At 74.4% G+C, this 12973-nt stretch carries 9 protein-coding genes; 5 read left to right on the top strand and 4 right to left on the bottom strand.

From position 1 onward, the window contains the following. Positions 1 to 26 precede the first annotated feature (26 nt). Positions 27 to 500 carry a DUF1992 domain-containing protein gene (locus AB0C22_RS04375; RefSeq protein WP_357533451.1) on the bottom strand — a complete coding sequence of 158 codons (474 nt, stop codon included), beginning with the start codon at positions 498 to 500 and terminating at the stop codon, positions 27 to 29. 96 nt (positions 501 to 596) lie between these two features. Beyond that, a complete protein-coding gene (locus AB0C22_RS04380) occupies positions 597 to 1145 on the bottom strand; it encodes a GNAT family N-acetyltransferase (RefSeq protein ID WP_219462005.1) in 549 nt (182 codons plus the stop codon). Positions 1146 to 1285: 140 nt separating this feature from the next. Here AB0C22_RS04380 and AB0C22_RS04385 point away from each other — a divergent pair, with 140 nt between their 5' ends. After that, on the top strand, positions 1286 to 1936 hold the full coding sequence (locus AB0C22_RS04385) for a LysE family translocator (protein ID WP_219462001.1): 651 nt from the start codon (positions 1286 to 1288) through the stop codon (positions 1934 to 1936). A 5-nt stretch (positions 1937 to 1941) separates the two neighbouring features. Here the strand turns inward: AB0C22_RS04385 and AB0C22_RS04390 are convergent, their stop codons facing one another. After that, the gene (locus AB0C22_RS04390) at positions 1942 to 3228 is read right to left on the bottom strand and encodes an O-antigen ligase family protein (protein ID WP_308290739.1); all 1287 of its coding nucleotides are present in this window, start codon (positions 3226 to 3228) and stop codon (positions 1942 to 1944) included. Between the two features lie 83 nt (positions 3229 to 3311). After that, complete coding sequence (locus AB0C22_RS04395; protein ID WP_357533454.1) at positions 3312 to 5342, bottom strand: beta-galactosidase; 2031 nt, start codon at positions 5340 to 5342, stop codon at positions 3312 to 3314. A gap of 415 nt (positions 5343 to 5757) precedes the next feature. On the opposite strand from AB0C22_RS04395, the gene AB0C22_RS04400 reads away from it, so the two are divergent. The 4 genes from AB0C22_RS04400 to AB0C22_RS04415 all read left to right on the top strand — a co-directional run bounded on the left by AB0C22_RS04400 (position 5758) and on the right by AB0C22_RS04415 (position 12960). After that, on the top strand, positions 5758 to 6978 hold the full coding sequence (locus AB0C22_RS04400) for an ROK family transcriptional regulator (RefSeq protein WP_357533456.1): 1221 nt from the start codon (positions 5758 to 5760) through the stop codon (positions 6976 to 6978). 233 nt (positions 6979 to 7211) lie between these two features. Beyond that, complete coding sequence (locus tag AB0C22_RS04405; protein ID WP_219461996.1) at positions 7212 to 9689, top strand: glycoside hydrolase family 3 C-terminal domain-containing protein; 2478 nt, start codon at positions 7212 to 7214, stop codon at positions 9687 to 9689. After that, positions 9686 to 10744 carry a LacI family DNA-binding transcriptional regulator gene (locus AB0C22_RS04410; protein WP_357533458.1) on the top strand — a complete coding sequence of 353 codons (1059 nt, stop codon included), beginning with the start codon at positions 9686 to 9688 and terminating at the stop codon, positions 10742 to 10744. Before AB0C22_RS04405 ends, AB0C22_RS04410 begins: the two co-directional genes overlap by 4 nt. After that, the gene (locus tag AB0C22_RS04415) at positions 10741 to 12960 is read left to right on the top strand and encodes a glycoside hydrolase N-terminal domain-containing protein (RefSeq protein ID WP_357533460.1); all 2220 of its coding nucleotides are present in this window, start codon (positions 10741 to 10743) and stop codon (positions 12958 to 12960) included. The genes AB0C22_RS04410 and AB0C22_RS04415 overlap by 4 nt, the downstream gene beginning before the upstream one ends. The last annotated feature ends 13 nt before the right edge of the window (positions 12961 to 12973 follow it).

Below are 12973 nucleotides of genomic sequence, written 5' to 3' on the forward strand. Positions count from 1 at the left end.
GGCACCGGCGGGTCGACGGCGGTCGTTCAGGCCCGCCGCCACGGCCAGCGCCACCGGCGCCCGGGACGCGGCGGGAGCGCCCGTGCCGGCGCGGCCCCGGCGGCGACGTTCCGGGCGGCGCGGTGGGCCCGCCACTGGCGCAGCACCGCCTCGGTGTCGACCGGGCGGACCACCACCCGGGGGCCCTCGGGGTACCGCAGCCAGGCGACGATCTCCTGGTTGAGCAGCCCGACGAACTCCCGGACCGACTCCTCGGTGGGCAGGTCACGGACCTCGTCGGGGACCTGCTCGACCCGGCGTCGCAACTGCAACGGGGTGGGCAGCAGCAGGTCGGTGGGCAGCGCCTCCCGCTCCAGGAAACTCCTGATCCACCAGGACTCGTCGTAGGGGAGGTCCCGGCCGGGGATCGGTTTGCCCATGCCGGGCAGGTTGTCGAACTCGCCGCGCTCCTGGGCGCTGCGGATCTGCGCCTCGACCGCCGCCTCCCACGCGTCCACCATCGCGGGCACCTCCCACACGTCCACCGTATCCGCCCTGGCCGTCACCGGTGCAGCGCCGACGCGGGGGCCGGCATTCCCGGCTGCCCGGTGGCCGGCTCAGCCGCGGTGGCGGACGTGGCGGTGCCCGTCGCGGGGAAACGGTGGCCGGGCTGGCAGCACCTCGACGAAGGGGAACCCCGCCTTCTCCGCCACCCGGCAGGACGCCGGATTGTCGACCTGGTGCAGCAGTTCCAGCCGGGTCAGCCCGGTCGCGGCGAACCGGGTGAACGCCCAGCGGCTCACCGCGTCCACCGCCCGGGACGCGACGCCACGGCCACGGGCCGGCCCGGCCGTCCAGTAGCCGATCTCCGCGTCGGCGCGTCCCGGCACCACGTCCTTGAGCAGGACACAGGCGACCAGTCGTTCCCCGGCGGGCAGCGGCTCGCAGACGGCGAAGCTGAACCGGCGGTCCGCCGCCCAGCCCTGCCGGTTGCCGGCCACCCAGCGTCTCGCCTGCGCCGGGGTGGTCAACGGGTTGCGGGTCCGGGCCCGCAGCTCCGGGTCCCGGTGCGCCTCGACCAGGGCGTCGACGTCGTCGTCGCGCCACCAGCGCAGGACCAGTGCAGGGGCGGCGGCGGTGGGGGCGGTCCGCAGGGTCACCGACATCTGAGCAGTGTGGCCGCTGTCACCGCCGGTCCGGAACCCCTGCCTTACCGGGTTCGGGGCCGGCGTCACGTCGTACCGGGACGGCCGGTGACGGCGCGGCGGCGTAGGGTGCGGTCGGGGACGGCGGAGCGGGGGCGGCGATGGTCACGGTCGGTGCGGTGGTGGGAATCGCCCTGGTGGCGCTCGGTCTGGTGCTCACCCCCGGGCCGAACATGGTCTACCTGGTGTCGCGGTCGGTCAGCCAGGGCCGCCGGGCCGGGCTGGTGTCCCTGCTCGGGGTGGCCGCCGGGTTCGGGGTCTACCTGGCCGCCGCCGTCGCCGGCATCGCCACGGTCTTCGTGCTGGTGCCGCCGCTGTACACGGCGGTGAAGCTGGCCGGTGCGGCGTACCTGCTGTGGTTGGCGTGGCGGACGTTGCGCCCGGGTGGGCGGTCGGCGTTCACCCCGCAGGAACTGCCGGTGGACCGGCCGCGCCGGCTGTTCGCCATGGGACTGCTCACCAACCTGCTCAACCCCAAGATCGCCATCTTGTACGTGTCGCTGCTGCCGCAGTTCGTCGATCCCACCCGGGGTGACGTGGCGGTGCAGAGCCTGCTGCTCGGTGGCACCCAGATCGTCGTGGCCCTGTCGGTGAACACCCTGATCGTGTTGACCGCCGGGTCGGTGTCGGCGTTCCTGGTGCGCCGGCCGGGCTGGGCACGGGTACAGCGGTGGGTGACCGGCAGCGTGCTCGCCGCGATGGCGGTACGGATCGCCGCCGACCGGTCCCGGGCGGCCGTGGCCAGCGGCTGATCCGCTCAGACCGGCGACGGTCGGGACGCCGCCGTCGGTAGTTCCCGGTTCACCGGGCCGTCCACGGCAGCCACGGCCAGCGCGATGGCGAAGAACATCACCGACAGGTTCATGTCGGTGAACCCGTAGAACGGGGCGAGGGCCAGGGCGACCACCGGCACCACGCTCAACCAGCGGCCGGCGGCGGACACCGCGACCGCCGTGCTGCGGACCAGCACCACGAGCAGCGCCAACAGGGCCAGCAGCGCGGGGACGCCGTGGCTGTACATGGTCAGCCAGACCTGCCCCTGGGTGCCGAGCGGCTCCGCGCCGGTGGTGGTGTCGGCGCTGCGCGGGGCGCCGTAGCCGAGCAGCGGCGAACGCAGGACCGCGTCGAGGGTCTGCCGGTAGAGGTCGGCACGGTCGCGGGTCGAGTCGGTGTTCTCCACCCTGTTCATGATCATGTCGCCGACCGGGACGACCAGGGTGATCACCCACGCCACCGCCACGCCGGCGGTGATGGTGCCGATGAGCCGGACGTCGCCGCGCAGCAGCGCCCGCAGCCCCAGGTAGGCCAGCCCCACCCCCAGGCCGATGAACATGCCCCGGTTGAGGGTGAGGAACGCCGGCACCAGGGCCAACGGCAGGGACACCACCAGCACCCGGCGCAGCGGGCCGGTCCGCACCGCCGACAGGTACGCCAACACGCACGGCACGAGCAGCGCGAAGCCGGTCCCCCAGTTGTTGGTGTACGGGTACGGGGCCGCCGTACGGAAGTACGGGTTACGGCCGGTGGGGTTGAACTCGGTGGAGTGCACGTGGGTGACCGCCCGGATCATCCGCTGCCCGGCCAGCCCGTCGGGTAGCAGCGACTCCACCGGGGTGGTCAACGCCAGGCGGGGGGCCAGCACGCCGACCCAGCCGAGCGCCACCATCCCCAGCCAGAACAACAGCACCGGCTGGAACAGCCGTTCCCACCGGGCTCCCTGCCGGGCGGCGGTGTAGACGTACAGGTAGACCACGAAGGCGGTCAGCACGAATCCGAGCCGCAGGCCGTAGACGAGCAGCCCACTGGCCTTCTCCAGTCGGGTGGCGCTGATCAGGACGAGCCCGACGAGGACGAACCACAACGCCGAGCCGGGCGGCCACACCACCTTGCCGTGGGTGAGCAGGACCACCGCCAGCAGCATCCCGAACAGCGCCCACCCCAGGTAGAGGCCGCCGAGCAGCCACCACAACGGCATCGCCGCGAACATGGCGTACAGCGGCCAGAGGGGTAGCGCCCGCTGCGGTGCCGTGTTTCTCGTCCACACCGGGGCAAGGGTAGGCGGGGCCGGGCCGGGTGGTCATCGGCGGACCGGCTGTGACGGGTGTCATCGGCGGACCCACCCGCGGGTCACCGGGGGTGCTCGCGCAGCACCGCCGCTGCACCGGCGGGCAGGGTCACCGCCCCGTCGGCGGGGACGCCGGTGAGCAGGTCCAGCCCGTCGGCCGGCACCCGCTGCGGCCGGTCGGTGTGGTTGAGCAGGAACAGCCAGCTCGCCCCGGGTGCGGTGCGGCGGACCGCCTCCACCCCGGGTGGGGCGTCCGGGCAGACCGGGTGCACGCCGGCGGTCCGGGCCGCCTCGGTGAGCAGGCGACGGTAGGTGGCGTCGTCGGGTCGGGTCGACACGTACCAGGCGGTGCTGTCGCCGACCCGGTGCCGGGTCACCGCCGGTCGGCCGTCGAGGACCCCGCCGACGTACGTGCCGACCGGCTCGGCGCCGTGCAGCTGGACGGTCTCCGACCAGATCCGGCCGGTCCCGCCGCCGGAGAGCAGCACCTGCTCGTCGGCGGCGAGCGGATGGAACTCCTCCACCCGCAGGCCGAGCAGGTCCCGGTAGGCGCCGGGGTAGCCGCCGAGGTGGACCCGGGCGTGCGGGTCGGCGACCCCGCTGAGGTAGCTGACCAGCAGGTGCCCGCCCGCTTCGACGTGGGCGCGGACCCAGCCGGCGGTGGTGTCGTCGGCCAGGTAGAGGGCGGGCAGGACGAGCAGCCGGTACCGGTCGAGGGGGTCACCGGGGACGACCACGTCGCAGCCGTACCCGGCCCGCCACAGCGCCCGGTGCGCGGCGGCCAGCTCGGCGTGCCCGTCGAGCAGCTCGGACGGCATCCCGGGGTGGCGCAGCGCCCAGCCGCTGGCGGCGTCCGTGGCCAGTGCCACGGATGCGGCCGTCTCGCCGGCGGTGACCTCGGCGAGCCGGTCGAGGTGCTCACCGAGGCGTACCGACTCCCGGAACACCCGGCTGTCGGCCCCGGTGTGCGGCACCAGGGCGGAGTGGAAGCGCTCCGCGCCGCCGGCCGGGGCCCGCCACTGGAAGAACATCGCCCCCCGGGAGCCGCGGGCGACGTGGGAGAGGCTGTGCCGGGCCATCCGGCCGGGCTCCTTGGTGTGTGCCCGGCCGGGGGTGTGGATCTGGCTGGCGGCGCTCTCCATCAGCAGCCACGTCGCCGGGGCGGTGGCGCGGGCCGGGTCGGCGGACCGCAGGCGTCCGTGTCGGGCCCACCCGCGGGCCAGGTCGGCGGCGAGGGCGGTCTGTTCCTCGGCGCCGCCGTCGACCGCCGACGGGTAGTGGTCGATGGCGACGAGGTCCACCTCGGCGGCCCAGCGGGCGTGGTCGACGGGCACCCAGTCGCCGAGGACGTAGTTGGTGGTGACGGGGATCGCCGGGTTGGCCGCTTTGAGCAGGTCGCGTTGTTCGACGTACGCGGCGAGCAGGGTGTCGGACCAGAACCGCCGGAAGTCCAGCAGCTGCCCGGGGTTGCCGAGGTACTGGGTGGCCCGGGGGGTGCTCACGTACGCCCAGTCGGCGTAGTGCTGGCTCCAGAAACTGGTGGCCCAGGCGGCGTTGAGGGTGTCCAGGTCGCCGTGGCGGTCGACGAGCCAGCGGCGGAACGCGGCCTCGGTGTGCGGGCAGTGGCAGGTGGTGCCGTACTCGTTGTGCACGTGCCACATCGCCAGCGCCGGGTGGTGGGCGTAGCGGGCGGCGAGGGTGGCGGCGATACCCCGGGCGGCGGCCCGGTAGGCGGGTGCGGCGGCGCAGTAGGTGTCGCGGCTGCCGTGGTGCAGTCGTACGCCGTCGGCGGTGACCGGCAGCGCGTCGGGGTGCGCCAGGGAGAACCAGGGCGGCGGCGAGGCGGTCGGGGTGGCCAGGGCGACCCGGATGCCGCCGTCGTGCAGCAGGTCCAGCACCTCGTCGAGCCAGCCGAAGTCGTAGCGGCCGGGGGCCGGCTCCAGGCGGGACCAGGCGAAGACGCCGACGGTGACCAGGTTGACCCGGGCCCGGCGCATCAGGGCGACGTCCTCGCGCCAGGTGGTGGCGGGCCACTGCTCGGGGTTGTAGTCACCGCCGTGGCAGAGCCGACCGTCGTCCCACATACCCACCATCCCGTTGACTTTGTTTGATAGGTGTCCAAACTATGAAGACTATTTGCCCATGTCAATCGGTTGCATCGTGGTCCAATCAAACCTAATCGTTGACAGTTCGTTGGGAAGGCAAAGAAACTGTCGGTACCGCCGCAGAGCGCTGCCGAGGAGACGCCGATGCCGTACCGACCACCGTTGGTCCCGGACGAGACGATCGTGGCCGACCCTTCCCCGGCGGGGTGACACCGGCCCGGACACCCCGCCACCGGGGGCCGGTAGAGTTAGTTGAGTTTCCAGCCGAACAGACTTTCCGACGGTGCACCGGCCCGCCGGGCATCGTCGCCCACCGGCCGACCGGCGTACCCGTGCGGGGGGCCGGCGGTGGGCGACGATGCACCGGCACCACCCACCGTCGGGCGCAGGGAGCGGGCAGATCGTGATCAGCATCCACAACGAACCGCAGCCGACCGACCTGGGCGACGTCCGGGTGGCCAACCGGGCCGTGGTCCTGCGACACGTCCGCCTGCACGCACCCTGCTCACGGGCCGACATCGCCGCCGCCACCGGCCTCAACAAGGCCACCGTGTCGAGTCTGGTGACCGAACTGCTCGACCGGCGGCTGGTCCGCGAGACCGGGCTGACCGGCAACCGGGTCGGCCGGCCCGCCACCATGCTCGTCCTCGACGGCGCCCCGTACGCCGCGTTGGGCCTCCAGGTCGGCGCGGACGACCTGGTGGTGGTCGCCGTGGACCTGGGCGGCAACCGGCTGCTCACCTGGCGACGGGCGTTCCCCGCCCCGACCGCCTCCCCCGCCGAGACCGTCCGGGCCCTGGTCACCCTGGCCCGGCGGGCGATCGGCCGGGTCACCGGACAGGGGCGAACGGTGCTCGGCCTCACCGTCGGGGTGCCCGGCCTGGTCGACACCGCCGGGGGTGTGCCCCTGGCCAGCGGACTCGGCTGGCGGGACGTGCCGCTCGCCGCCGACCTACGGGCCGCGCTGCGGGAGACCGGGTTCACCGTGGCCGTCGACACCGACGCCAACCTCGCCGTCCTGGCCGAACAGCGACACGGCGGGTACGCCGCAGCCACCGACCTGGTCCACCTCACCGGCGGGATCTCCGTCGGCGCCGGGGTGCTCGCCGGTGGCCGGCTGCTGCGCGGCGGCCGGGGCCACGCCGGCGAACTCGGCCACCTCTGCCTCGACCCGGCCGGACCACCCTGCCCGTGCGGTCGACGCGGCTGCCTGGCCGCGTCGACCGCGCTACCGGCCGTGGTCGACCGGCTGCTGCCCGACGCCGGGCGGGACGGCCCGGTCACCGACTACCTGCCGGAACTCGACCGGATCGTGGCGTCGGCCCGGCAGGGGGACCCGGCCGTGCTGGCCGGGCTCGCCGAGATCGGCCGGCACCTCGGGCACGGGGCGTCGATCCTGGCCAACCTGCTCAACCCCGAGGCGATCGTGGTGGGCGGACACTTCGCCACCCTGGCGCCCTGGCTGCTGCCGGCCGCCCGCATCGAGCTGGTCGCCCGCACCCTCGCCCCGCAGGCCGGCGGGTGCCGCCTGGAAGCCTCCACGCTGGACTCCGCCGCCGCCGCGCTGGGCGGCGCCGCCGCCGCGCTGGCCACCATCGAGGCCGGTCGACTCCCCACCGCCTGATCCGGGTGCCGGTCACCCCTTGACCGACCGACGCGCAGGTGCCAACCTCGAACCGCCGCCCCGTCGTTCGGGCACCCGGGGCGGCATGTTCTCCGCGATCGTCGAAGCGCTTCGCCGCTCCGGGCCGACGACCGCCGCAGCCACCACGACGCGATGCCGCACGTCACCATGGCCGTCGAAGCGCTTCGACCGCCGGCCGGCGCCTCACCGCGAGCCCACCGGAAGGTAACCGCATGAACGACCCCACCGACCGCGCCACCGGCCCGTCCCCCGCCGGGCACGCCGACGACCTGCTGGCCCGGCTCACCCTGCCGGAGAAGATCGGCCTGCTGCACCAGTGGCAGGCCCCGGTGCCACGCCTGGGCCTGCCCGGATTCCGCACCGGCACCGAGGCGCTGCACGGGGTCGCCTGGCTCGGCCCGGCCACCGTCTTCCCCCAGGTCGTCGGCCTGGCCAGCAGCTGGAACCCCGACCTGATCCGGGCGGTGGGCGCCGCCGCCGGCGACGAGGTCCGGGTCAAACACCAGGCCGACCCGGCCGCCGTCGGGCTCAACGTGTGGGCACCGGTGGTCAACCCGCTGCGCGACCCCCGGTGGGGCCGCAACGAGGAAGGCTGGTCGGAGGACCCGTGGCTGACCGGCCGCCTCGCCACCGCCTACGCGTTCGGGCTCCGCGGCGACCACCCCCACCGGCTGCGTACCGCCCCGACGGTCAAGCACTTCCTCGGCTACAACAACGAGACCGACCGGGCCACCACCTCCAGCGACCTGCCACCCCGGGTGCTGCACGAGTACGAACTGCCCGCGTTCCGCGCCCCGCTCGCCGCCGGTGCGGCAGTCGCCGTGATGGCCTCGTACAACCTGGTCAACGGGGTTCCCGCGCACCTGAGCCCACTACTGAACGACGAACTGCGCCGGTGGACCACCGACGAGGTGATGGTCGTCGGCGACGCCGGGGCGGTCACCAACATCGCCGGGGTGCAGGGTCACCTGCCCGACCACGTCACCGGTTTCGCCGCCGCCCTACGCGCCGGCATCGACAACTTCACCGAGGACGACACCGACAGCGGACAGACCATCCGACGGCTCACCGAAGCCCTCGACCGGGGACTCATCGACGAGTCCGACGTGGACCGGGCGGTGCGGCGCATCCTCACCCTCCGGATCAGGCTGGGTGACCTGGATCCACCCGGGCAGGACCCGTTCGCCGGGGTGTCCCCCGACGTGCTCGACAGCCCCACCCACCGGGACCTGGCCCGGGAGGCCGCCCGCCAGTCGGTCGTGCTACTACGCAACGACGGGCTGCTGCCCCTGCCGACCGACCCGACGACCCGGGTGGCGGTGCTCGGCCCGCTCGCCGACACCGTCCACACCGACTGGTACAGCGGCACCCTGCCCTACACGGTCACCGTCCGGGAGGGCCTCGCCCGGGCGCTGCCGACGGTCACCCACCACCCCGGCGCCGACCGGATCGCGTTACGCGTCGGCAACCGGCACGTCCGCTGCCCCCGCTCGTCCGAGGGGGGACCGCTGACCGCCGACGAGGGCCGCGACGGCACCTGGTTCGACGTGTTCGACTGGGGACGCGACGTGGTGGCGCTCCGCGCCGTGGCCAACGGCCGGCACGTCGGCGTCGACGACGACGGAACGTTGATCAACGACCGGCCCGGACCGGGCGGCTGGATCGTGCGGGAAACCTTCCGGTTGCACCACCGCCCCGACGGCACGACCCTGCTGCACCACCTCGCCACCGGCGCGTACGTGCGGGTCGGCGACGACGGACGGTTACGCGCCGACGCCACCGACCCGGACACCGCCACCGGATTCACCGTCGAACTCGTCGCCGACGGAGTGGCCGAGGCCGCCGCGTTGGCCGCCGCCGCCGACGTGGCGGTCGTCGTCCTGGGCAACCACCCGATGGTCAACGGCCGGGAGACCGAGGACCGGGTCGACCTGGACCTGCCCGCCGGACAGGACCGGCTGCTGCGCGCCGTACACGCGGCCAACCCGCGCACCGTGCTGGTGCTCACCAGCAGCTACCCGTACGCGGTGGGGTGGGCGCAGGAACACGTCTCGGCGGTGCTGTGGTCGGCGCACGGCGGGCAGGAACACGGCACCGCCCTCGCGCAGGTGCTCCTCGGCGACGCCGACCCCGCCGGCCGGCTCACCCAGACCTGGTACGCCGACACCGCCGACCTGCCCGACCTGCTCGACTACGACGTCATCGGCGCGGACAGCACCTACCTCTACTACCGGGGCGAACCGCTGTACCCGTTCGGCCACGGCCTCAGCTACACCCGGTTCGACTACGCTGACCTGCAGGTGAGCGCACCGACAGTGCCCGTCGGCGACGAGGTCGAGGTGAGCGTCGAGGTGAGCAACACCGGCGACCGGGAAGGTACGGAGATCGTGCAGCTCTACACCCGGCAGCGACACTCCCGGGTCAAGCAGCCCCTGCGGCAGCTGCGCGACTTCGCCCGGCTCACCCTCGCCCCCGGCGAACACCAGCGGGTCACCCTGCGGCTGCGCACCACCGACCTGTCCTGGTGGGACGAACACCGCGACGGCCCCGTCGTGGAGGACGCCACCCACACCCTGCTGGTCGGCCGTTCCTCCCGTGACATCCGGGCCGTCGGCGCGGTGACCGTACACGCCCGCCCCGCCCCGCAGCAGTCCCGCCCGGCGGTCCCGGCCGGCGGCGGTACCCGGTGACCGGCGCACCCGGGCGCGGACGCAAGTCACCCGACCAGGTCACCATCGTCGACGTCGCCCGGCACGCCGGGGTCGCCGTCAGCACCGTGTCGTACGTCCTCAGCGGCAAACGAGCCATCTCCGAGGTGACCCGCACCCGGGTGCTGGCCAGCATCCGGGAGTTGGGCTACCACCCCAACGCCGGGGCGCGGGCACTGGCCAGCCGCCGGGCCAACACCATCGCGCTGGTGCTGCCGCTGCGCGCCGGCATGCAGGTGCCGGTGGTGATGCAGTTCGCCATCGCGGTCGTCACCACGGCCCGCCGCTTCGACCACGACGTCCTGCTGGTCACCTCCGACGAGGGACCGGCCGGGCTACGCCGCATCGCCGGCAGCGCCATGGTCGACGGGATGCTGGTGATGGACGTCGAGCTGGACGACTCCCGGGTGCCGCTGCTGCGGGACCTGACCCGACCCAGCGTCCTGATCGGTGTCCCCGCCGACCCGACCGGCCTGACCTGCGTGGACCTGGACTTCCACCGCGCCGGGCAGGTGTGCGTGGAACACCTGGCCCGGCTCGGGCACCGCCGGGTGGCGCTGCTCGGCGCCCCCGCCGCCGTCTACGACCGGGGCACCGGGTTCGCCCACCGCACCCGCGCCGGGGTGGCCGCCGCCGCCGACCGGCACGGCGTCACCGTCGTCACCCAACCCTTCGAGGAGGGACCCGCCTCGATCCGGCAGGAACTCGCCGACCTGCTCGACCGGCACCCCGACCTGTCCGCGCTGGTGGTGCAGAACGAGGCGGCGGTGGGGCCGGTGCTGGCCTGCCTGCCCACCCTCGGCCGGCGGGTGCCGCAGGACATGTCGGTGGTGGCGATCTGCCCCGACCAGTTCGCCGAGCAGGCCGGGCCCCGGCTCACCTCGGTACCGGTGCCAGCCGAGGAGATCGGCCGGCAGGCGGTGGCGTTGCTGATGCGCAAACTGCACGACGAGGCGGTGCCGGAGGTGACCCTGCTGCCGCCCCGGCTGACCATCCGGGACAGCACCGTCGCACCGACCGTGCGGGCCCGGCCGTGACCTGCGGGCCACCACCGGCAGCACACCGGATCTGGGACGACGCCCCCGCCGTCGACTGGCCCGACGCGTTCCTCACCGGCAACGGCGAGTACGGGCTGATGGTGCACGGCGAACCGCACGCCGAGCGGCTCGTGCTCAACCACCACCGGTTCGTGCTGCCCAACGGCACCCACGACGCGCGGGCACCGCAGCTGGCCGCGCTGCTGCCCCGGATCCGGGAACTGGTCCTCACCGGCCGGCGGGCCGAGGCCGGCGAACTGCTCACCGGCGGCCGGGAGCTGGCGTGGACCCAGCCGTACCACCCGGGCTTCGCGTTGACCGTCGACGCCGCACCCGCCCCGGTGCGTGACTACCGGCGGCACACCGACTTCCGCACCGGTGAGGTGGTGGTGTCGTGGTCCGGGCGACGGCGACGCAGCTTCGTCTCCCGCGCCGACCGGCTCGTCGTCACCCACCTCGACCAGGGCGGGTGTGTCGTCGGGGCCACCGGTGACCTGCCCGGCCGCCCCGACACGGTGCACTACGACACCACCGCCTACCGCCACGACGGGCTGGTGTTCCTGCGGGTACGCGGCCGCTACCCGGACGTCGGCGGGGCGTACGGGTTCGAGGGGGTGACCCTGGTCCGGGGGGATGCCGAACCCGCCGGCGACCGGGTGCTGGTGCACGGGCCGGCGCTGCTGACCACCGTCCTGGACCGCACCCGCAGCCCCCGGTGGCGCACCGCCGCGCAGGAACGTCGGCTGGCCGCCGGCCCGGACGACTACCCGACCCTGCTGGCCCGGCACGTCGCCCGGCACACCGGCCCGTACCAGCGCGTCGACCTGGACCTGGCGGTGCCGGCGGCGGACCGGGACCTGCCCGTCGGTGTGCTGACCGCCCGGCAGGTCGCCGCCGACCGGTTGGACCCGGCCCTGCTGGAACGGCTCTTCCACGCCGGCCGGTACCTGCTGTTCAGTGCCAGCGGGGTGCTGCCGCCCCGGCTGACCGGGATCTGGACGGGGTCCTGGGACGCCGCCTGGGCGGGGGACTTCACCACCGACGCCAACCTCAACCTGCAACTGGCCGGCGCGAACGTCGGCGCGCTGCCCGAGGTGACCGCCGCGCACGCCCGGCTGGTCCGCGCCCAGGTCGACCACTGGCGGGACAACGCCCGCGCCGTCTACGGGGCGCGGGGCCTGCTGGCGCCCAGCCGCACCGACGGCGAACACGGGCACCTGTTCCACGTCCACCCGCACTGGCCGTTCACCGCCTGGCTGACCGGTGCGCACTGGCTACTGCACCCGCTGTACGAGCACCACCAGGTGACCGGGGAGCCACTGGGGGAGGTGGCGGGGTGGCTGGCCGAGGTCGCCGACTTCTTCACCGACGTGCTCACCGACGTCGACGGGCAGCCGGCGCTGGTGCCGTCGTACTCGCCGGAGACCGGGCCGCTCGACGACACCGGGCGGCCGGTGCCCGTCGCGGTGAACGCCACCATGGACGTCGCCGCCGCCCGGCACGCCATGACGGTCGCCGCCGAGGTGACCGGGTCGCAGCGGTGGGCGGCTACCCGGGACCGGCTGCCCGGCTACCGCATCGACGAGCGGGGTGCGCTGGCCGAGTGGGCGTGGCCCGGCTACCGCCCCGACGACGACCACCGGCACGTCAGCCACCTCTATCCGGTGTGGCCGACCGGGGAGGTCGACCCCGACGACACCCCGGAGTTGGCGGCGGCGGCGCACCGGGCGTTGACGGTCCGCGGCGACGAGGACGGCTCCGCGCACGGCACCCTGCACCGGGCCCTGGTGGCGGCCCGGTTGGGCGACGGGCCACTGGTCGGGGCGTACCTGCGGCGCATCGTCGCGGCGGACATGTTCTTCCGGTCGCTGATGAGTGCGCACAACCCGGGCCGGGTGACCTACAACGCCGACGCCGCGCACACCCTGCCGGCGGTGCTGATCGAGGCGCTGGTGCAGTCCCGGCCGGGGCTGCTGCGGCTGCTGCCGGCGCTGCCACCGGGCCTGACCCGGGGGACGCTGCGCGGGGTGACCTGCCGGGGGCGGATCACCGTCGAGGAGCTGACCTGGGACGAGGGTCGGGTCACCGCCCGCCTGGTCGCCGTGTCCGCTCAGCGGGTACGGGTGCGCAGCCCCTACGGCGACGCCGTCTGTGACCTGCCGGCGGGCACGGCGGTGCGGGTGGCCTTCGACGGTCGGCCGGCCGGCACCGGGTGAGCGGCACACCTCC

Origin of the sequence: Micromonospora sp. NPDC048894 (assembly GCF_040649765.1) — a bacterium.
GTDB classification, from domain to species: domain Bacteria; phylum Actinomycetota; class Actinomycetes; order Mycobacteriales; family Micromonosporaceae; genus Micromonospora; species Micromonospora antibiotica.